We start from the raw sequence: 19,388 nt of genomic DNA, 5'->3' as shown, positions 1-19,388 counted from the left end.
TTTCATTTGTTCCGGGGCCCGGACAGAGCCCCGGCGCCGGGTGTTTAACGAACCGCTGGCGGCGCCCGGTCCAATCAGACCAGGGGCCGCCAGCGGCAGGTATTCCGTGCGGATCAGCGCAGCCAGGCCGTGGTGTTGGCCGGCAGCTTCCCGTCTTCCAGCGGGGCGCTGCTCACCAGCACAGTGCCCGCAGGAAGGTCGACGGCGGTGTCCCCGAAGTTGGTCACGGACTGCCACCCACCGGGGCGGCTGAAGTGCAGGACGTCCGGGTTCCCGGTTTCGGTCCATTCCAGCTCTTCGGCGGCCTGCAGCTCGCGGCGGAGCTTCAGTGCCGTGCGGTAGAGCTCGAGCGTGGAGCCCTGGGTGCCGTCCTGCGCCTCAACGGCGTAGGTGCTGAACCACTCGGGCTGCGGCAGGTGCGCGCCGCCGTCGCCGAACCCGAAGGACGTGCCTTCAACGGACCACGGCAGGGGCACACGGCAGCCGTCGCGGCCCACCTCCACTCCCCTGTTGCGGAAGAATGACGGGTCTTGCCGTTCGGATTCGGGGATGTCGGCCACTTCCTGCAGACCCAGTTCCTCGCCCTGGTACAGGTAGGCGGAACCTGGCAGCGCGAGCATCAGGAGCGTGGCGGCGCGGGCGCGGCGCCGGCCGAGTTCGACGTCGAGGTCCTTTTCCGGACCGCCGGCCAGCAGCCAGTCCTTGCCGTCCTGGCCCTTGGCGTGCTTGCCCTTGGAGCCCTTGGGCAGGCCGTAGCGGGTGGCGTGCCGGACGACGTCGTGGTTGGAGAAGACCCAGGTGGAGGAGGCGCCGGTGGCGGCCGCCTCGGCCAGGTTGCGGGTGATGATCTCGTGGAACTCCTCGGCGTCGAAGTCGGCCTGCAGGAGGTCGAAGTTGAAGGCCTGGCCCAGGCCCTCGGGGCTGGCGTAGCGGGCCCGGCGGGTGGCGTGCACCCAGGCCTCGGCCACGGCGGTGCGCGGCGGGTTGTACTCGTTGAAGACTTCGCGCCATTCGGCGTAGACCTCGTGCACTTCGTCGCGGTCCCAGAACGGGTGCGACCCGTCGTCGAACCCGTCCGTGCCGGTGTTGGCGGCGCTCAGCTCCAGCTTGGACAGCAGCGGTTCGGTGAGGTCCTTGGTGAGCGCGTGCGCCACGTCAACGCGGAAGCCGTCCACGCCGCGGTCCGACCAGAAGCGCAGGGTCTTGAGGAAGTCGTCGCGGATTTCCCGGTTGGCCCAGTTCAGGTCCGGCTGTTCCTTGGCGAAGATGTGCATGTACCACTGGCCGGGGGTGCCGTCCGGTTCGGTGATGCGCTCCCAGGCGGAGCCGCCGAAGACGGAGTCCCAGTCCGACGGCGGGAATTCGCCGTTGGGGCCCTTGCCGTCCCGGAAGATGTAACGGTCCCGGGCCGGTGAACCCTTCGGGGAGGCGAGGGCTTCCTCGAACCATTCGTGCCGGTCCGAGGAGTGGTTCGGGACGATGTCCGCGATCAGCTTGATGCCGGCCGCGTGGAGGGCGGCGGCCATCTCGTCGAAATCCTCCAGCGTGCCGAGCTTCGGGTCCACGTTGCGGTAGTCATCCACGTCGTAGCCGCCGTCAGCGAGCGCCGAGGGGTAGAACGGGCTGAGCCAGACGGCGTCGATTCCGAGCGTCTTCAGGTACGGGACCTTGGCCGTGATGCCTTTGATGTCGCCCAGGCCGTCGCCGTTCGAGTCGGAAAAGCTGCGGGGGTAGATCTGGTAGACGGACGCCTGGCGCCACCAGTTCGGATCGGCCAGACGGTCGGAATCGGAAAGGGTTGCCAGCGTGGCGGTGGTGGACAAGGGATGATCCTTTTCTTGTGGTTGGGGTTGTTGCTGGACTGGTTTGATGGGTCTACTTGACGGCCCCGCGCATGACTCCGGACAGTACCCAACGCTGGGCGAGGATGTAAACCACCAAGGTGGGTGCCATGGCCATCAGGTAGGAGGCGAACGCGAGGCTGTAGTTGGTGTTGAACTCTCCCTGGAAGAGCATCTGCACCACGGGAAGGGTCTGCAGGGCGGGGTCGGCGATCATCATCTGCGGCAGCAGGAAGTCGTTCCATGAGCCGAGGAAGGCGAAGATGCCCACAGTGGCGTTCATGGGGGCCAGCAGCGGGAAGATGATCTTGCGGAACACCTGCCAGGTGGTGGCACCGTCGAGCCGTGCCGATTCCTCCAGCTCCACGGGAATGGAGCGGACGAAGGCGATGTACAGCAGCGTGTTGAACGAGATCCCGCCCAGCACGTGCAGGAACACCACGCCGCCCGGGTTGTCCAGGCCGAGGAGGGCCGTCTGCTTGATGAGCGGCAGGATGATCACCGGGAACGGGATGAACATCGCCGAGAGCAGGTACACGAAGGAGCCCCGGAAGAATTTCCGGTTCCAGTTCCTGGTGATGGCATAGGCCACGAGCGAACTGCAGGCCAGCGAACCGAGCACGCTGAGTACGGTGACGAACGCCGTCGACATGAACGCCCGCGGGAAGTTCGTTGCCACGTAGGCGGCGCCGAAGTTTTCCCAGTTCATGGTGCTGGGCCATTCCAGACCCGTGCCCGTACCGATCTGGTCCGGGGACTTCAGGGCCATGACCACGGTGAAGTACAGCGGGAGCAGTACGGTCAGCGAGGCCACCAGCATCAGCGCGGTGAGCCACCAGTTGACCTTGTAGCCCTCCCGGCCGGAGCGGTTCTTCCGGCGCAGCGGGTTGGCCGGGCTGATTGAGGGGCCGGTGTTGCCTGAACGGCGGCGGGTGGTTAGCGGAAAAGCTGTCATCAGAGTGAAACCCCCCGGCGCTGGATGAGGCGCAGCTGGATGACGGAGATCAGCAGGGTGATCAGGAAGTAGATGACCGCGTTCGCCATCTGGTAGGAGTAGTCCCCGCCCGTGAAGCCGGAGAAGATGCGCATGGCCACGGACTGGGTGGCCATGCCGGGGCCGCCGCCGGTGAGGCCCACGATGATCTCATAGGTACCGAGGAAGCCCTTGAAGCCGAGGATCACGTTGATGACGAGGTATCCGAGGATGAGCGGCAGCGTCAGGCTGGCGAACTGCCGGAAGCTGCCGGCGCCGTCGAGATCCGCGGCCTCATACACCTCGGACGGGACGCTCTGCAGCCCCGCCAGGTAGATGATGGTGGCGCCGGGGGCCGCCTGCCAGACCGTGACCAGCACAATGGCCAGCCAGGCGTAGTTCTCGTCGGCCAGGATGCTCGTGGCCAGCGGCGTCACGCCGAGGCTGTCCGCGATCACCGGCAGGGTGTTGGAGAACAGGTAATTGAACACGAAGGACACCACCAGGGCCGAGAGCACCATGGGGATGAAGAAGACGGTGCGGATGCCGGTGCGCCACTTGATCCTGGCATTCAGGCCGAGGGCGATCGCGAGTGCCACGACATTGACCACCACGGTGGTGGTCAGGGCGAACACGAACGTGAAGATGTAGGACTGCAGGATGGCCGGGTCTTTGAAGATGTTGACGTAGTTGGACAGTCCGATGAACTTCCAGTCACCGTAGCCGGCGTAGTTCGTCAGGCTGAAGAACACGCCCACGAGTGCCGGCAGCGTGATGAAGAAGGCGAACAGTGCCAGGACCGGCACCACCATCCAGTAGTACGCGGGATCGATCCTGTTCTTGGACCTGCCGGTGCGCTGCCGGGGTTTCGGGGAAACAGTTGCGGCTGCGGGCGTGGCTGCCTGCGCCGTCTCTGAGGTTGTCGTCATGGGGACTCCTGAATTCGGGCGGTCAGACCGCGGTGCGCTCGGCCACCCGGCGCCATTCGTCGTCGAGGGCGGAAAGGAACTGCTCGCCGTTCTTGCCGTACACGAAGGACTGGATGTAGTTGTGCAGCGGCACCGACGGCGGGAAGTAGGTGGTTGCCCCCTGGTAGTACCGCCCCTCCCGCACGGAGGCCGCGAGGCCGGTGATCTGGGGATTTTCGACGGCGGGAGCTTCCCTAAGCGGCGAGAACGCCGCGTTCTTCTCGTTGTAGGCGTTCACCACGGAAGGGTCCAGCAGGTAGCTGACGAACCGGCGTGCCGCGGACATGTTCGGTGTGTGGCGGGTGATGGACAGCGCCATGTCCACGTTGACCCGGGCCTTGGTGTCGGCCGGGTTGTTCGTGGCGGGCAGCGGGAAGCTGCCGAGCCGGACGTCCTTGTTGGCGGCCACCAGCTGGGACAGCGCCCACGGGCCCTGCAGGTACATGGCCGCCTGGCCCTTGGCGAATGCGGCATTGCCGTCCGCATAGTTCTTGCTCGTGGCGCCCTTCTGCGAGAAGGCGGCCAGCTCGAGCATCTTGGGCAGGACCGGGCCGAAGTTGCTGGTGAACGATTCCTTGGCGCCTTCGGTGATGGCGGCCCCCTTGGCGGTGAGCTTCGCGAAGAAGTCCGCGACGTCCAGGGAGCCGCCAGCGAGGTAGTCGAACATGCCCTGGCCGAGGGTCCAGCTGTCCTTGAACGTGCCGTAGATGGGGGTGATGCCGGCGGCCTTGAACTTCCCGCAGGCCGCGACGAACTCGTTCCACGTGCCGGGGACGGAGACGCCCTGCGCCTCGAAGATGTCGCGGTTGTAGATGACCCCGGCGGCTGCCAGGGAAAACGGGAGGGCGCTCGTCTCGTGCCCGTTGTACTGTCCCCATGAGCTGACCAGGTCCTGGATCTTGGGGTCGATCGTGGCGGCGGCCGGATGGTCTGAAAGGTCCGCGAACACGCCCTTGCGGACGAAGTCGGCGGTGGCCTGCGCGAAGCCGCGGGTCACGACGTCGGGCGGGTCGTTGCGGACCAGGCCGGGAACGAAGTTGCCTTCATTGAAATCCTGGATGACTCGGATGTCCGGGTTGAGCGCTTCGAAGTCCTTGATCACCTGGTTGAAGTAGGCGACCACCTCGGGCTTGTTCTGCATGAAGCGAAGCGTGGTGACGCCGTTCTGGCGGCTGGGAACGGAACCGCAGCCTGCCAGCGGAAGGACGGCTGCTGCGCCGGCGAGCCCGGCAGCCTTGAAAAGTGCGCGGCGGCTGAGCGGAGTTGGTTTGGCCACCGTCCCGCGGCTGAGCGGACTTGCGTTCACAGCGCGGAGGCCGGGACTGAGTGCTGCCAGATGGCGCCGCGTTGCGGCTGCCGGGGCTGGTGCTTCGATGGGCTGTTCACAGTTGCTCCTTTGCAAAAGGGCTGAGGAAAAAGCTGGAGGAAGGATCCCCTGGCCGGTGGCCGTCCGGTCAATGGGGTTATTTTATATGGAATCTAAATTTAGTTCCTCAAGTATTATGTGGGGCAGAGCACAAGGAGGTCAACACCATGTCCGAGATGACGCAGGCCACGCCCCAGCTGCTGCGCCGCGTGAGCGCCGGCGCGGTCCTGGATTTCATGCGCGCCTCGGGTGCGGTGACTGTTACCGAGGTCATCCAGGCCACCGGGCTGACCCGGGCCACCGCCATCTCCGTGTGCGAGGACCTCATGGAGCGCGGGTGGATCACCGAACTGGAGAACCAGCGTGCCTTTGGCGGATACCAGAAGGGACGGCCCGCCAGGCGGTTCGAACTCAACGAGCGTGCGGGCTACGTGCTGGGAATGGACGTGGGCTTCTCCAAGGCCACCGTGGTGGTCGCCGATCTTCGCGGCCAGGCGCTGGGGCGGGCCAGCCAGCCGTTTGAGATTGAGGACATGTCCGCCGAGGAACGCGTCGCGGTCATTGACCGGGCCGCCGCCATGGCCCTGCACAGCGTGGGCGCCTCTCCTGAAGCCGTGCTTGCGGTGTGTGCCGGCATCGCCGCCCCTGTGGACCGGAACGGCAACATCCTGGCGGCCCAGCGCTTCTGGGGGCTGTTCGACGTCGGCCTGAAGTCCGCGCTGCACAAGCTGCACGGGTGGACGGTGCTGCTGGAGAACGACGCCAACCTCGCCGCCCTCGGCGATCGGTGGCGTGGCGCGGCAGCGGGCGTGGACGACGTCGTCGTGATCCTGGCGAGTGAGCGCTTCGGTTCCGGCGTCATCGAAGACGGCCGCCTGCTGCACGGCAGCGGGGGCGGCGCGGGCGAGCTCGCGCACCTGGACCTGGTGGAGGGCGTGGGCGACACTTACGGCATCGCGTCGCTGGCGCGGGCCTGGGCTGCGGAAGCGCTGGCGGGCAACGCGAAGACGTCCCTCCGGGACCACGCGGCCACGGGGGCCGAGGCGGAACATGTCTTTACTGCTGCCGCCGCGGGTGATGCGGAGGCACTGAAGATCCTGGACCGGCTGGCCGACAGGATGGCCCGGATCATCGGCTCGGTGGCTACCGTGATCAACCCCGAGCTCGTGGTGATCGGCGGCGCCGTGGCCAACTCTGCCGGGGTCCTGCTCAAGCCCATTGCGGCGCGGCTGCCGGACTTCACGGCCACCCCGCCGCGGGTGGCGGTCTCACCGCTGGGCGATTCAATCGTTACCGTGGGCGCGGTCCGGCGGGCCCTGGACTACGTGGAGACGAACACCCTGGACCTGGAGCTCAACCTTCCGGCCTGACCCGCAACCCCAGACAAGCGCGAACGTACACTTGGGGCCCCAAAACCACCCGCTTTTAGGGCCCCAAGTGTACGTTCGCGCTGTTCTACCCGGGCAGGATTCCTACTCCGGCATGATCATGGTGCGCAGGTCGAGCTGGCGCAGCACCCTGTCCGCCACCTCGGGATCCATGTCCGGTTCGCTGCGGGCCGCCACGACTTCCTGCCGCGCGGCGTCCAGGGCGATGGTCTGGACCGTGATGGCCAGCTCCCGGCCGCGCTCACGCTTCTCGGCCAGACTCTCGTTGCGGAGGCTGCCGTCCAGCAGTTCGGCATGGAGCCGGGTCATCTTCACCTTCACCAGCGCCACCTTCTCCGGCGGCAGCTCCTTCACGAGCTCGTGGTCCTTCAGCGCGGCCACGGCGGCCGACTGTGCACGGCGGGCCAGGAGCCGGGCCGCGTCACGCTCCTCCGTGCCGTCCTGGGACGCGTTCAGGACCCTCATCAGCCAGGGCAGCGTCAGGCCGGGCAGCACCAGTGTGGCCAGCAGCACCGCACAGGCAGTGACGAGCACCTGGTCACGGGCAGGGAAGGGCGTGCCGTCGGCAAGCGCAACCGGGAGGGCGAGCGCCAGGGCCAGGGTGGCCAGCCCGCGCATGCCGCACCAGGTCAGGATCAGGACCTCCTTCGCGGAGGTCGGCTGCAGCAGGTTCTTCCGTTTCCGCGCAGACACAGCCAGCAGGCCCAGCCAGAGGAACCGCACAGCGAAGACCAGGACGCAGACCACGACGGCGGTCCCCGTCATCCCGAAGATCGCGGCACCTTCCGTCCGGACCACGTCCTGGATCTCGAGCCCCACCAGCCCAAAGGCAAGCCCGGTCACCAGAAGCTCCACCACGTCCCAGAAGGCGGTCCGGGTCACCCGCTCGGCGGCGTCCTGCGGACGGGTGTGCCGCTGCATCTCCAGGGCCGTGACCACGACGGCGATGACGCCGGACGCGTGGAACTCCTCCGCCAGGATATAGGCGGCAAAGGGCACCACCAGGGTCACGGCGCTGCGGGCCACCATGGAGGCGACGAGCCGGGTGATCAGCGACGTTAGCCAGCCCATTCCGATGCCGACCACGACGGCAAGTGCCGCTCCCACCACGAACTTTAGGACGACGTCGGGCCCTATTTTTGTGCCCCCGACGGCGGCGGCAACGGCCGCCTGGAAGATGACAATGGCGGCGGCGTCGTTGAAGAGCCCCTCGCTCTGCAGCACAGTGATCAGCCGCCGGGGCATGTGCACACGGCCGGCAACGGACTCCACCGCAACAGGGTCGGGCGGGGCCACCATCGCCCCGAGCGCGATGGCGGCCGGGATGCCGATCCCCGGGATCATGAGCCACGCGGCTCCGGCGACCACCGCCGTCGAGACGACCACCAGTCCCACGGCAAGCATGATAAGGGTACGCCACCGGACCCGGAAAACGGCCCAGGAGCTCCGCTGCGCCGTGGCGAACAGCAGCGGCGGGAGGAAGATCGGCAGGATCAGCTCCGGCGGAATTTCGATGTCCGGGAAGCCCGGGATGAACGTCAGGGCCACGGCCAGCAGGAGCATCAGGACCGGATAGGGCAGCCGCAGCCGGTCCCCGAGGCCCACGGCCACCACGGTGGCGAGCAGGAGCCCGATGATGAGTGCCAGCTGGTCCATGTGCCCACTTTCCCCGGAGTGCGCCACGCCTCGGACGGAGGGCGGCCGCGCCTTACAACCCTACCGGGAACACCCCTGCCCGCCGCCTGCCCGGCGCTGCTGCTCTCCGGACCCGCTGTTCTGCTCGCCGGGCTTCGGCCGGGCTACTGCAGGGCGTTCAGCGCGGCGGCCACCGGCTGGGTGCCGTCGCGGAACTCGATGGTCCGGCCGGCGGTTCCCGGCAGGTCCAGCACCGCGGCGGCGACCAGAGCCACATTGGCGCGCGACGTCTGTGTCCCGGAGCTCGCGTCCTCGGGGTTCACATCGACCAGCCCGTTCCCCGGCCCCTCGGTCAGCGTCCCCGGGCCCAGGACGGTCCACTGGAGTTCGGTGCTGCGGAGGTACTCGTCAGCGGTGGCCTTGGCCTCGGCGTAGGCGTGGAAGCTGTGCCCTTCGGGAACCCGGTGGTCCGGGCCGGCGCCGAAGTAGGACACCATCACATAGCGTCCGACACCGGCCTCCGCGGCGGCGTCCATGGAACGGATGGCGGCGTCCCTGTCCACCGCATACGTGCGGGCCGGGTTCCCTCCCCCGGCGCCGGCTGACCAGACCACGGCGTCGTGGTTCCGGAGCGCGGCGGCGATCTCCGCCGTCGTCGAGTTTTCAACGTCGAGGACCGACGGCGATGCACCGGTGGCGGCGACGTCCGCCGCGTGGTCCGGGTTACGGATGAAGGACGTGACGCTGTGCCCCTGTTCCGTGAGGAGGGCGGACAGATGCAGGGCCACCTTGCCGTGGCCGCCGATGATTGCGATACGGGTCATGCCCCCATTGTGTCCCAAACCGGTGCCCCAGCCGGGCCATCACGTCCGGTTGGCGTAGCGGAGGAAGACCGTGCCGTTGCCGAACCGGCGCTCCTCAAGCAGCTCAAGCCGCAGCCGGACGTCATCCGGAAGGAAGCTCTTGCCGCCGCCCACTGCCACGGGCGAGAGGAACATCTGGAACTCGTCCGCCAGTCCCGCCCGGATGGCCGCCCCGGCAAGGTCGGCGCCACCTATCGCCAGGTCCCGGCCGGCCTCTGCCTTGAGCCGTCCGACGGCGTCGGCGTCGAACTCCCGCTCGATCCTGGTCCGGGCGGTGCTCACATCCTCCAGGGTGCGGGAGAAAACCACCTTGTCCGCCGCCTTCCAGATGTCCGCGAAGTCCCGGACGTAGCCGGGTATCTCGCCGAAGTCCTCCGGATGGTCCCAGACTGCCATCACCTCGTACATCCGGCGTCCGAGCAGGTGTGTTCCCACCGGCCGCATCAGCTCGTTGACGAAGGAATGCACTTCTGCGTCCGGTTCGGCCCAGTCGAAGTTGCCGTTCCGGTCCGCGATGTAACCGTCAAGAGACATGAGTCCCGAGTAGATCAGTCTGGCCATGCCGGCTCCTGGTTGTCCGCCTGCCTGTTTGCCTTACTTGTGCAGTCCGACCTTAGGTTCCAGCCGCCCTGAGCACAACGGTTCCGCCGCTTCCGGAGCCATCCGCAGCGTTCCCACAGGATTGCATCAAGACCTCATCAAGGATCCGGTTCTCCCCTGTACCGGCTGGCATGCTGGTTGACGCATCAAGCAAGTCGTACCGTTTCAGGAATCATGGGGGAAGCATGTCATCAGGCACGTCCAATCACACAGACCCGAACGCCGGGCCGATCAGGCACGCCGGGCCGTTCAGGCAGGCAGCCGCGTTTATACAGGCACGACGCCGGGTGGCTGCCATCACTGCCACGGTCTCGTCCGGCCTCTGGGTCCGTTCGCTGTCCGCTACCGCCGTGGCCGCAGGCCTGCTGCTCACCGGACTGGCAGTCCCCGCCGAGGCCGCAAGCTACTATTCCGCGCCGCTGCGCACCGCCGCCCGCGCCCTCACGGTGTCCCCGGAGAACAATGCGGGGTATGACCGGACCCGCTACTTCGGCACTTGGCTGGATACCAACCGTGACTGCCAAAACACCAGGGCCGAGGTCCTGCTGCAGGAGGCTAAGGTGGCCGCCACGTACACCACCGCACGCCGGTGCACCGTGCGCACGGGCCGTTGGGTCACCAGGTGGGACAACCGCACGCACACCCTTGCGTCCGCCGTGGAGATCGACCACACCGTCCCTGTCCACGAGGCGTGGGGCTCGGGTGCCCGCTACTGGTCCCAGGCGCGGCGGGTGGCGTTCTACAACGACCTCGGCGACGGCCGGTCCCTGAACGCACAGACGGCGGCGCTGAACTCCGCCAAGCAGGCCAAGGGGCCGGAAGCGTGGATGCCACCGGCGAATAAGTGCGAATACATCGGCAACTGGATAGCCGTGAAGATCCGCTGGGGCCTGCGGGTGGACAGCGCCGAGAAGGCGGCCCTGGTCCGCTGGGCAGACTCCTGCCCGAACGTGCGCATCAGCGTCACCAGGGCGTAGGCCCGGTTTCCGGAAGCACCGCAGCCGAACCAGCACAATCGCGAAAAACAAAAGCAGGCCAGGGGCTGAATGCCTCTGGCCTGCAGATTCTGTAGCGGTGGGGAGGCTCGATCTCCCGACCTCACGATTATGAGTCGTGCGCTCTAACCAACTGAGCTACACCGCCACGAATGAGAAAAACCTGTGTCAAGCCGGTCAAGACCGCCTTGACACAGGCCCTCATTCCGAGCCCCCCACCGGAATCGATCCGGTGACCTCGTTCTTACCAAGAACGCGCTCTACCACTGAGCTAGGGGGGCAACGAGTAAATACTCTACCGGAAGATTTGGCACTCAACAAATCGGCGGCGGAACGGGGCTCCTGCGGTCTAAAAACCCCGGAAATACAGGCCTGGATCGGGCTGCGGGCCCCTTTCGGAGGCCCCTTCAGAGCCTTTCAGAACGCAGATGTGACGAAGCGTACACACGGCCAGGTGGAACGGCCTTAAACAGAAACAGGCCGGCTGGTCAGCCGGCCTGTTTCTATTCGGATGCTTGGTTCATCACCAGACGGTGACTACCACTTGCCCTTGCGGTTGAAGTCGCGGTGGCCGCCCTCGTTGCCGTGGCGCGGCTTGCGTGCGCCATCACCGTGGCCGCCGAAGCGGGAGTCGCTGGACTGGCCCCGGTCGCCGCCGAAGCCGCGCTCGGAGCGCTCGCTGTACGAGCGGCCACCGCGGTCAGCGGAGGAACGCTCGCCGTCGTTCTTGCGGAACTCCTTCTTGAAGCCCCCGCCGCCCTTGAAGTTGCCGCCGCGGTCGCCGCCACGGTTGCCCTGGTAGCCGCCGCGGTCACCCGAGGGCTTGCGGCCGGAGTCCAGCTCAAGGTGGATCAGCTCGCCGCCGATCCGTGTGCGGGACAGGGCCTTCAGCTGATCGGGGCTCAGGTCGGCCGGGAGCTCGACGAGCGAGTGGTCCGAGCGGATGTCGATGCCGCCGATCTGCGACGAGGAAATGCCGCCTTCGTTGGCGATGGCGCCCACGATGGAACCCGGCATGACTCGCTGGCGCCGTCCGACGGCGATCCGGTAGGTGGCGTTACCCTCAGTGAGGGCACGGGTCGGGCCGCGTGAACCGAAGCCGTCCTTGGAGCGTTCGCGCTTCTGGTACTCCGGAGCAGCAGGCAGTTCCTTGACGAGCAGTGGCTGGCCGCCTTGGGCCATCACGGCCAGTGCCGCAGCGATTTCTGCTGCCGGCACGTTGTGCTCTTCCTCGTAGGACGCGATGAGGTCGCGGAATGCCGCCACGTCTTCGGACTCGAGGGTCTCGGTGATGCGCTCGGCGAACTTGCCCAGACGCAAGGTGTTGACGGTCTCAGCGGTGGGCAGGTGCATCTGCTCCACCGGCTGGCGCGTGGCCTTCTCAATGGAACGCAGCAGGTACTTCTCGCGCGGAGTCATGAACAGGATCGCGTCGCCGGATCGGCCGGCACGGCCGGTACGGCCGATGCGGTGCACGTAGGACTCGGTGTCGTGCGGGATGTCGTAGTTGACCACGTGGCTGATGCGCTCGACGTCGAGGCCGCGGGCGGCCACGTCCGTCGCGACCAGGATGTCGATCCGGCCTTCCTTGAGCGCGTCAACGGTGCGTTCACGCTGCTGCTGCGGGATGTCGCCATTGATGGCGGCAGCCTGGAAGCCCCGGGCGCGCAGCTTGTCGGCGAGGTCCTCGGTGGCCATCTTGGTGCGCACGAACGCGATGACGCCGTCGAACTCTTCGACCTCGAGGATGCGGGTCATGGCGTCGAGCTTGTGCGGGCCCATGACCTGCAGGTAGCGCTGGCGGGTGTTGGCGCCGGTAGTGGTCTTGGACTTCACCGAGATCTCGGCCGGGTTGTTCAGGTACTGCTTGGACATCCGGCGGATCTGGCTCGGCATGGTGGCGGAGAACAGTGCCACCTGGCGGTCGGACGGGGTCTGCTGGAAGATCTGCTCCACGTCTTCGGCGAAGCCCATGCGGAGCATTTCGTCGGCCTCGTCCAGCACCAGGTACTGGAGCTCGGACAGGTCCAGGGAGCCCTTGGCGATGTGGTCGATCACACGGCCGGGGGTGCCGACAACAACCTGGGCACCGCGGCGCAGGCCGGCGAGCTGGGGGCCGTAGGCGGAGCCGCCGTACACGGGGAGGACGGTGAAGTCATCTATGTGCTTGGCGTATGAAGTGAAGGCCTCGGCAACCTGGAGAGCCAGCTCGCGGGTCGGAGCCAGGACCAGGGCCTGCGTCTTGCGGGACGGGCCGTTGAGGTCGTGGAGCTCGGCCAGGCGGGACAGTGCCGGTACTGCGAATGCTGCAGTCTTACCGGTGCCGGTCTGGGCGAGGCCCACGACGTCGCGGCCTTCAAGCAGCAGCGGGATGGTTGCTGCCTGGATGGGGGAAGGCTTTTCGTAGCCCACATCCTGCAGGGCGGCGAGGACGCGGCCGTCGATGCCAAGATCGGCGAAGCGGACGCCTTCTTCTTCCGGCTCTTCAGCCTTGGCGGGAGCGTCAGCCTTGGCGGGAGCGTCGGCAGCAGGCTCGGCTGCGGGGACAGCAGCCTCGGTGAATTCAAGGTTGGCGGTTTCGGCGGTCGCCGTCTGGGTGGCGTCGTCGTGGTTTTCGGGCATAGGGAGATATTCCTCATCCATAGGGGGCCAGGCGGCACAACCCGAGGTGAGCGGAGCCGCAGTACATGTGCCGTGGGCGCCGGGCATTCATTGACCGGCCGGTCACTAGAAGTCCGGCGCTTTCGCAATCCCGTGGCAGGACTTCACACTGCATCTCTTGGCTGCTATCCCAGCAGTCTGTACAGCGTTTTCTTCAGCCGGCTCTCCCTATGAAACTGCCCGCATCACATTTGCGGGCTCCAACACTTGCCAGTCCTGCCTCAAAAATTGGGCAGGAATAAGGGATTTCCGGAGTGGGGGATATTTCTAGTGTAGGGCACGACCCCGCATACCGGCGAACCGAGGGCTCGGCGCGGACGGTGAGCTTGCGCACACGCGGCATTTTTGCCCCGGTTTCCGCGCCGAAGCCGTCCACCGCCCGTGCCGTGTCAGAGGCATTCCCACCGCGGGTTGCTGAAAGGGTGCAGAAACGCGGCAGGGCCGCCGGGCCAGCTCCTGCGTGTTAGCCGCCGACGCTGCGGAGCATCTTCTCGAACCGGTCGTGGTACTCCGGCTGCAGGCGGATTTCGCCGTCGGCTTCGGCGTCGCGCAGGGCCTCGATGGCGTCGACGTCGGGCTCGCTGAACCAGCGGCCGATCGTCACCCCATGCTTGGGCACGAAGAGGCGGTGGATGTGGTCGCCTGCCTGCACTGAGCCGGTCTTGATGACGCGCAGGTACGCACCCACCCTTCCGGCCTCTGTGAAGCGCTTGACCCACTGCGTCTCGTCCATGCGCCGCTGGAACGTCGCACACGGAACCCGCGGCGAGGTGACCTCAACCTCAACATCCAGCCCGATCCGCCAGCGTTCCCCGATGACGGCGCCCGTGGTTTCGATCCCGGCGACGCGCAGGTTCTCGCCGAAGATCCCCGGCGGCAGTTCGCGCTGCAGCTCTCCGACCCAGTAGTCGGCGTCGGCCTGGGAATAGGCGTAGAGCGCCTGGTCCTCTCCCCCGTGGTGGACGCGGCTGGCCTGGACGTCACCATGCAAACCAAGCTTGTGCACCTTGACCGGCCCGTCCACAGGCCGCTTGTCGATGGCGGTGACGCCCACGCTTCCCTCATCGGGAAGGAGCTGGTGGACCCGGCAAACGGCGAGAACAGTGGCTGTGTGCATGGCACCAGTCTAGGTTCTCGGCCTGACCAGCGCTTTTGGGGTTTCCGGCTGGACGCTTCGGCCGGGAAATTTGTTCACCGCAGCACCCTCCAGCCACTAGGCTTGCTGCAGTATTTACCGGCCGGACGGACAGCCGGTACCGCCGGCCGCAGCCACGCGTTCCGGCCACCAACAGCACCGCAGCCAACAGCACCGCAGCCAAGAGCATGGAGCAGCAGGGGGAACCATGGACCCGGAGAAGGACCCGAGCAAGGACGCTGACGGGGCCCGGAACGACGGTGGGAGCGGCGGAACCGGGGGCAGATCCGGTGACGACGCCTCCCGCGGCCCTTCCAAGCCGCCGCCCTGGCAGGTGCCCAAGCCGGAGCTCCACCCCGAGCTGCTGACCCCCGGCACGCCGGGACAGGGAACGCCAGGACAGGGCACGCCGGGACAGGGCGGCAAAGCAACCCCGCCTGAAGGTACCCAGAACCACCCCGGCTTCCCCCAGCCCGGCCCCGTCTTCGACCCCTTCGCCCGCGACCGGGAGCGCGACGCGGCAGCGCGGAAGAAGCGGTCGCAGCGCCGCACGGTGGTGGTGGGCCTCGGCGTCACGGCCCTCCTGGCCGGTACTATCACCGCCATCGTGGCCAGCAATGAGCAGGACCCCGACTACGCCCAGGTCTGCTTCAACGAGCAAACGGGCGAGCGCGTCGAGGACACCCAGTGCAACAGCTCGGCCGGGCGCGGCGGGGGCCTCTACGCCTGGTACTTCTATGCACGCGGGGCCAGCGTTCCGGGCATCGGCCAGAGCAGGACGGCCTATCCGAACTTCACGCGGACAGTGCCCCAGGGGGCCAGGACGTCCACAGGCTACAGCTCCAAGGGCGGCACGGTCAGCAGGGGCGGCTTTGGCAGCAGCTCCAAGGGCGGAAGCACGGGAGGCTAGGGGTGAAGCGGTTACTCTCGGAGCCCCGGCCGGACTGGAAGCAGAAGATCGAGGAGCAGGGCCTGGTGTTCTCCACCACCACCCTGCCCGGCGGCAAGAAAATCGAGTACTGGAACGAGTCCGCCTACTACGAATTCGCCATGGACGAGGTGGAGACGCTGGAGGTCACGGCCGAGGACATGCACAGGATGTGCCTGGAGGCCGCAAAGTTCCTGGCCACAGGCGCCATGGGCCCCATCGGCATCGGCCCGCAGGCGTTGGAACTGGCCGCCGAGTCGCTGCAGGCCGGGGACCAGGACATCTACGGCCGCTTCGATTTCATCTATGACGGCCAGGGCGGCGCGGCCAAGATGCTCGAGTACAACGCCGACACGCCCACCGGCCTGATCGAGGCGGCCGTGGCCCAATGGTTCTGGCTGCAGGACGTCTTCCCGGAGAAGGACCAGTGGAACGGCATCCACGAGGCACTGATCCGGCAGTGGAAGAAGCTGCAGTACCGCACGGGAATGAGCACGCTGCATGTTGCCCACTCCGAGGCTGAGGAGTCGGGTGAGGACTGGATGACGGCCGCCTACATGCGGGACGTCGCCGGCCAGGCCGGGTGGACCACCATCGGCATCAACATGTCGGACATCGGCTGGGACCCCAACCTGAAGCGCTTCGTGGACATGGACAACTTCATGATCAGCACCATCTTCAAGCTCTACCCGTGGGAGCTGATGATGAAGGAGCCGTTCGGCCACCGCCTGCTGCAGCGCTCGCAGAATCCGCGCTGGGTGGAGCCGGCCTGGAAAATGCTGCTGTCCAACAAGGCGCTCCTGGCCGCCCTGTGGCACCTCTACCCGGACCATCCGAACCTGCTGCCCGCCTACCTCAATGATCCGGGCCCGCTGCGGGAGTGGGTGGCCAAGCCGCTGCACGGCCGCGAAGGCGACAACATCAGGATCCACGCGGATGGCATCAGCCTGGAGAAGCCGGGCGGATACGGCCGTGAGGGCTGGTGCTTCCAGCAGTACCATTCCCTGCCCGACTTCGACGGCAACCATCCGGTCCTGGGCCTGTGGGTGGTGGACGGTGAATCGGTGGGCTGTGGCATCCGCGAGTCCGACGGGCCGGTCACCGACTACTTCTGCCGCTTCGTCCCCAACACCATTGACGCGCCGGCGCCCCTGAGCGCCCAGGCAGCAGCCCACGCCAACGCGAACAAGGCAGGTATTGCGCTATGAAAACCAGAACGACGGCGGCCGGCGGCGCCGGGGGCCAGCCCGGCGGTGCCGTCCCCGGCAAAGGGCTCCGCGCCGGGATCCTGGACCTCGGCGACTCGGTGATGCTGGGCCTGGCCTCCACCGCCCCTGTGTACTCACTGGCTGCGACGCTGGGACTGATCGTGGCCGTCAACGGGGACTACACCCCGCTGATCCTGGTCCTGGGGTTCATTCCGGTCCTGTTCATCGCGTACGCCTTCCGCGAGCTCAACAGCGCCATGCCGGACTGCGGCACCACATTCATCTGGGCCCGCCGGACTTTCGGACCCTGGGCGGGATGGCTGGGCGGCTGGGGCGTGGCCCTGGCCGGCGTCGTGGTCCTGGCCAACCTGGCGCAGGTGGCGGGCCAGTACCTCTGGCTCCTCATCGGCGACGGGTCCTTGGCGGGGAACAAGACGGTGGTGACGGCCACCGGCGTCGTTTTCATCGCCTTCATGACCTTCGTGAACTACCGCGGGATCCGGCTGGGCGAGCACGTCCAGCGGACCCTGACGTACATCCAGTACATCTCTCTGGGCATCTTCGCTGTGGCCATCATCGCCAGGATCGCGGGCCTGACCGGAGGGGCGCCGGCGGGCCAGCCGTTCGACGTCGAATGGTTCAACCCGGCCGGGGCGTTCGCCGATCCCGGCGCGGTGGTCCACGGCATATTGCTGGCCCTGTTCATCTATTGGGGCTGGGACACCTGCCTGGCCGTGAACGAGGAGACGGAGAACCCGGCCACCACCCCAGGCCGCGGAGCGGTCATCTCGGCGTTCGTGCTGGTGGCCATCTACGTCTCGGTGGCGCTGCTGGTGATGATGTACGCGTCCGTCGGAACGGAGGGAATCGGGCTGGCCAACGCCGACAACCAGGATGACGTGTTCCTGGCGATGAAGGACGTGGTGCTGGGGCCGTGGGGCTGGCTGATTGTGGTGGCGGTGCTGGCGTCCGTCCTGTCCTCCACCCAGACCACCATCCTGCCCACCGCCCGCGGCACGCTGTCCATGGGCGTCCACCGGGCCCTGCCGCCGAAGTTCGGGGAGGTCCACGAGCGGAACCAGACCCCGGGATTCTCCACCCAGGTGATGGGCGCGGCGGCCATCGTGTACTACGTGGCCATGAGCTTCCTCAGCGAAAACCTGCTGTCCGATTCCATCAGCTCCATCAGCCTGTTCATCGCGTTCTACTACGCCCTCACCGGCTTTGCCTGCGCCTGGTATTTCCGGGATACCCTGCGGGAATCCGCCCGCAACCTGTGGTTCCGCGGAATCCTCCCGCTGCTCGGGGCGCTGCTGCTGACCGCCGCGTTCTTTATCTCGGCGGCGCAGATGTGGGATCCGGCCTACGGGAATACCCAGATCTTTGGTGTGGGCGGGGCGTTTGTGAGCGGCGTGGTGCTGCTGGCCCTGGGCGTGGTGCTGGCTGCGGTCTGCCGGTTCCTGCCGTCAACCCGGGAGTACTTCCTCGGCGGGACGCGGGTTCCCTCGAACCGGTAAAGCGGCCGGCCGGCGGCGGCACAGGAGTCCTTCGGCGTGTGCGCCTCGGCACGTAGGATGCTGGAATGAGCAATGACGCCCTTGATCCTGCGGAGGCTTCGGCCGAGTACGGTCTCCCGGACCCCTCGGATGTCCTGGCCCTGGACACCCTGCTGACTCCCGATGAGCGGGCCCTGCGGCAGCGGATCCGGGACTTCACCGACCAGCAGATCCGCCCCGACATCGCGGACTGGTACGAGCAGGCGGTCTTCCCAATGCACCTGCCGGCGCAACTGGGCGAGCTGGGCGTCCTGGGCATGCATCTGGAGGGCTACGGCTGCCCCGGCCGGTCGGCCGTCGAGTACGGCCTGGCCGCCATGGAGCTGGAGGCCGGCGACTCCGGAATCCGCACGTTCGTCTCGGTCCAGGGGTCCCTGGCGATGACCGCGATCCACAAATGGGGCTCGGAGGACCAGAAAGAGGAGTGGCTCCCCCGGATGGCCGCCGGCGAGGTGATCGGCTGCTTCGCGTTGACCGAGCCGACGGCAGGCTCGGACCCGTCGTCGATGACCACCACAGCGGAGCGGGATGGAACCGGAGAGGACGCCGGCTGGGTCCTGGACGGCGCCAAGCGCTGGATCGGGCTCGCCTCCGTGGCCGACGTGATGGTGGTGTGGGCGAGGACCGACGACGGCGTCCGCGGCTTCCTCGTGCCCGCCGCCACGGCGGGGGTCACCGCCACACCCATCGGGCGGAAACTGTCCATGCGCGCTTCCATCCAGTGCGACGTGGCGTTCGACGGCGTCCGGCTGGGTCCGGAGGCGCTGCTGCCGGGCGCCCGCGGACTGAGCGGCCCCTTCAGCTGCCTGAATGAGGCCCGGTACGGCATCGCCTGGGGCGCCATGGGCGCGGCCCGCGATTCCTATGAGGCGGCGCTGCAGTATTCGATGGCGCGCCTGCAGTTCGGCAAGCCGCTGGCCGGGTACCAAATGACGCAGGAGAAGCTCGTCAACATGCTGCTCGAGGTCCAGAAGGGCACCATGCTCGCCCTGCACCTGGGCCGGCTCAAGGACTCCGGCCATCTCCGCCCGGAGCAGATCTCGCTGGCCAAGCTGAACAACGTCCGCGAGGCCATCAAGGTGGCGCGGGAAGCCCGGACCATCCTTGGCGGCAACGGCATCACGCTGGACTACTCTCCCTTGCGGCACGCCGCCAACCTCGAGTCGGTGCGCACCTACGAAGGGACGGATGAGGTGCACACCCTGATCCTCGGCCAGCACATCACCGGGCTGCCGGCATTCCGCTGACGGCGCTGTTTAGCTCTCGCCCCG

At 67.1% G+C, this 19,388-nt stretch carries 15 protein-coding genes and 2 tRNA genes; 6 read left to right on the top strand and 11 right to left on the bottom strand.

Features of this window, described 5'->3' with window-relative positions; all coding sequences use genetic code 11:
• Positions 1-113: 113 nt before the first annotated feature.
• Genes ABIE00_RS05260 through ABIE00_RS05245 form a run of 4 tightly spaced genes read right to left on the bottom strand, consistent with a single transcriptional unit; the run spans position 114 to position 5,058 of the window.
• Positions 114-1,823 (bottom strand): glycoside hydrolase family 13 protein, encoded by a 1,710-nt coding sequence (locus ABIE00_RS05260; RefSeq protein WP_354257658.1) that lies wholly within the window; start codon positions 1,821-1,823, stop codon positions 114-116.
• 52 nt (positions 1,824-1,875) lie between these two features.
• Positions 1,876-2,796, bottom strand: coding sequence for a carbohydrate ABC transporter permease (locus tag ABIE00_RS05255; protein ID WP_354257656.1), 921 nt, complete (start codon positions 2,794-2,796; stop codon positions 1,876-1,878).
• Complete coding sequence (locus ABIE00_RS05250; protein WP_354257653.1) at positions 2,796-3,743, bottom strand: carbohydrate ABC transporter permease; 948 nt, start codon at positions 3,741-3,743, stop codon at positions 2,796-2,798. The genes ABIE00_RS05255 and ABIE00_RS05250 overlap by 1 nt, the downstream gene beginning before the upstream one ends.
• Positions 3,744-3,765: 22 nt before the next feature.
• The gene (locus ABIE00_RS05245) at positions 3,766-5,058 is read right to left on the bottom strand and encodes an ABC transporter substrate-binding protein (RefSeq protein ID WP_354257650.1); all 1,293 of its coding nucleotides are present in this window, start codon (positions 5,056-5,058) and stop codon (positions 3,766-3,768) included.
• 257 nt (positions 5,059-5,315) lie between these two features.
• Between ABIE00_RS05245 and ABIE00_RS05240 the strand changes: the two genes are divergently transcribed.
• Complete coding sequence (locus ABIE00_RS05240) at positions 5,316-6,518, top strand: ROK family transcriptional regulator (RefSeq protein WP_354257648.1); 1,203 nt, start codon at positions 5,316-5,318, stop codon at positions 6,516-6,518.
• Between the two features lie 102 nt (positions 6,519-6,620).
• On the opposite strand, the gene ABIE00_RS05235 is transcribed toward ABIE00_RS05240, so the two are convergent.
• The 3 genes from ABIE00_RS05235 to ABIE00_RS05225 form a co-directional block, all read right to left on the bottom strand.
• Positions 6,621-8,192: a Na+/H+ antiporter gene (locus tag ABIE00_RS05235; RefSeq protein ID WP_354257646.1), complete on the bottom strand. Its 1,572-nt coding sequence runs from the start codon at positions 8,190-8,192 to the stop codon at positions 6,621-6,623.
• A gap of 143 nt (positions 8,193-8,335) precedes the next feature.
• Positions 8,336-8,995, bottom strand: coding sequence for an SDR family oxidoreductase (locus ABIE00_RS05230; RefSeq protein WP_354257644.1), 660 nt, complete (start codon positions 8,993-8,995; stop codon positions 8,336-8,338).
• 39 nt (positions 8,996-9,034) lie between these two features.
• Positions 9,035-9,595: a dihydrofolate reductase family protein gene (locus ABIE00_RS05225; protein WP_354257642.1), complete on the bottom strand. Its 561-nt coding sequence runs from the start codon at positions 9,593-9,595 to the stop codon at positions 9,035-9,037.
• A 326-nt stretch (positions 9,596-9,921) separates the two neighbouring features.
• Between ABIE00_RS05225 and ABIE00_RS05220 the strand changes: the two genes are divergently transcribed.
• Positions 9,922-10,611 (top strand): HNH endonuclease family protein, encoded by a 690-nt coding sequence (locus ABIE00_RS05220; protein WP_354257639.1) that lies wholly within the window; start codon positions 9,922-9,924, stop codon positions 10,609-10,611.
• Positions 10,612-10,703: 92 nt separating this feature from the next.
• Here ABIE00_RS05220 and ABIE00_RS05215 read toward each other — a convergent pair.
• From ABIE00_RS05215 to ABIE00_RS05200, 4 genes are all read right to left on the bottom strand, one after another.
• Positions 10,704-10,777: transfer RNA gene (locus ABIE00_RS05215), tRNA-Met, on the bottom strand.
• 61 nt (positions 10,778-10,838) lie between these two features.
• Positions 10,839-10,910: transfer RNA gene (locus ABIE00_RS05210), tRNA-Thr, on the bottom strand.
• A 256-nt stretch (positions 10,911-11,166) separates the two neighbouring features.
• Positions 11,167-13,251: a DEAD/DEAH box helicase gene (locus tag ABIE00_RS05205; RefSeq protein WP_354257636.1), complete on the bottom strand. Its 2,085-nt coding sequence runs from the start codon at positions 13,249-13,251 to the stop codon at positions 11,167-11,169.
• Positions 13,252-13,753: 502 nt separating this feature from the next.
• A complete protein-coding gene (locus ABIE00_RS05200) occupies positions 13,754-14,407 on the bottom strand; it encodes an MOSC domain-containing protein (protein ID WP_354257634.1) in 654 nt (217 codons plus the stop codon).
• Positions 14,408-14,633: 226 nt separating this feature from the next.
• Between ABIE00_RS05200 and ABIE00_RS05195 the strand changes: the two genes are divergently transcribed.
• The 4 genes from ABIE00_RS05195 (at position 14,634) to ABIE00_RS05180 (ending at position 19,364) form a co-directional block, all read left to right on the top strand.
• Positions 14,634-15,335, top strand: a complete 702-nt coding sequence (locus ABIE00_RS05195; RefSeq protein ID WP_354257631.1) for a Tat pathway signal protein — start codon at positions 14,634-14,636, stop codon at positions 15,333-15,335.
• A 2-nt stretch (positions 15,336-15,337) separates the two neighbouring features.
• A complete protein-coding gene (locus ABIE00_RS05190) occupies positions 15,338-16,561 on the top strand; it encodes a glutathionylspermidine synthase family protein (RefSeq protein WP_354257628.1) in 1,224 nt (407 codons plus the stop codon).
• Entirely contained in the window at positions 16,558-18,078 is a 1,521-nt protein-coding gene (locus ABIE00_RS05185) for an APC family permease (RefSeq protein WP_354257625.1), read from the top strand. Before ABIE00_RS05190 ends, ABIE00_RS05185 begins: the two co-directional genes overlap by 4 nt.
• 65 nt (positions 18,079-18,143) lie before the next feature.
• Complete coding sequence (locus ABIE00_RS05180) at positions 18,144-19,364, top strand: acyl-CoA dehydrogenase family protein (RefSeq protein WP_354257622.1); 1,221 nt, start codon at positions 18,144-18,146, stop codon at positions 19,362-19,364.
• Positions 19,365-19,388: the final 24 nt, after the last annotated feature.

The organism is Arthrobacter sp. OAP107 (genome assembly GCF_040546765.1).
GTDB lineage: Bacteria > Actinomycetota > Actinomycetes > Actinomycetales > Micrococcaceae > Arthrobacter.
This window is presented reverse-complemented; position numbering and strand designations above follow the sequence as displayed.

What these genes read in the sequence shown, in the direction of transcription:
- ABIE00_RS05195 (WP_354257631.1), top strand. Translation starts at nt 14,634, where the DNA reads ATGGACCCGGAGAAGGACCCGAGCAAGGACGCTGACGGGGCCCGGAAC.
- ABIE00_RS05240 (WP_354257648.1), top strand. Translation starts at nt 5,316, where the DNA reads ATGTCCGAGATGACGCAGGCCACGCCCCAGCTGCTGCGCCGCGTGAGC.
- ABIE00_RS05235 (WP_354257646.1), bottom strand. Translation starts at nt 8,192, where the DNA reads ATGGACCAGCTGGCACTCATCATCGGGCTCCTGCTCGCCACCGTGGTG.
- ABIE00_RS05250 (WP_354257653.1), bottom strand. Translation starts at nt 3,743, where the DNA reads ATGACGACAACCTCAGAGACGGCGCAGGCAGCCACGCCCGCAGCCGCA.
- ABIE00_RS05180 (WP_354257622.1), top strand. Translation starts at nt 18,144, where the DNA reads ATGAGCAATGACGCCCTTGATCCTGCGGAGGCTTCGGCCGAGTACGGT.
- ABIE00_RS05225 (WP_354257642.1), bottom strand. Translation starts at nt 9,595, where the DNA reads ATGGCCAGACTGATCTACTCGGGACTCATGTCTCTTGACGGTTACATC.
- ABIE00_RS05185 (WP_354257625.1), top strand. Translation starts at nt 16,558, where the DNA reads ATGAAAACCAGAACGACGGCGGCCGGCGGCGCCGGGGGCCAGCCCGGC.
- ABIE00_RS05205 (WP_354257636.1), bottom strand. Translation starts at nt 13,251, where the DNA reads ATGCCCGAAAACCACGACGACGCCACCCAGACGGCGACCGCCGAAACC.
- ABIE00_RS05230 (WP_354257644.1), bottom strand. Translation starts at nt 8,995, where the DNA reads ATGACCCGTATCGCAATCATCGGCGGCCACGGCAAGGTGGCCCTGCAT.
- ABIE00_RS05255 (WP_354257656.1), bottom strand. Translation starts at nt 2,796, where the DNA reads ATGACAGCTTTTCCGCTAACCACCCGCCGCCGTTCAGGCAACACCGGC.
- ABIE00_RS05200 (WP_354257634.1), bottom strand. Translation starts at nt 14,407, where the DNA reads ATGCACACAGCCACTGTTCTCGCCGTTTGCCGGGTCCACCAGCTCCTT.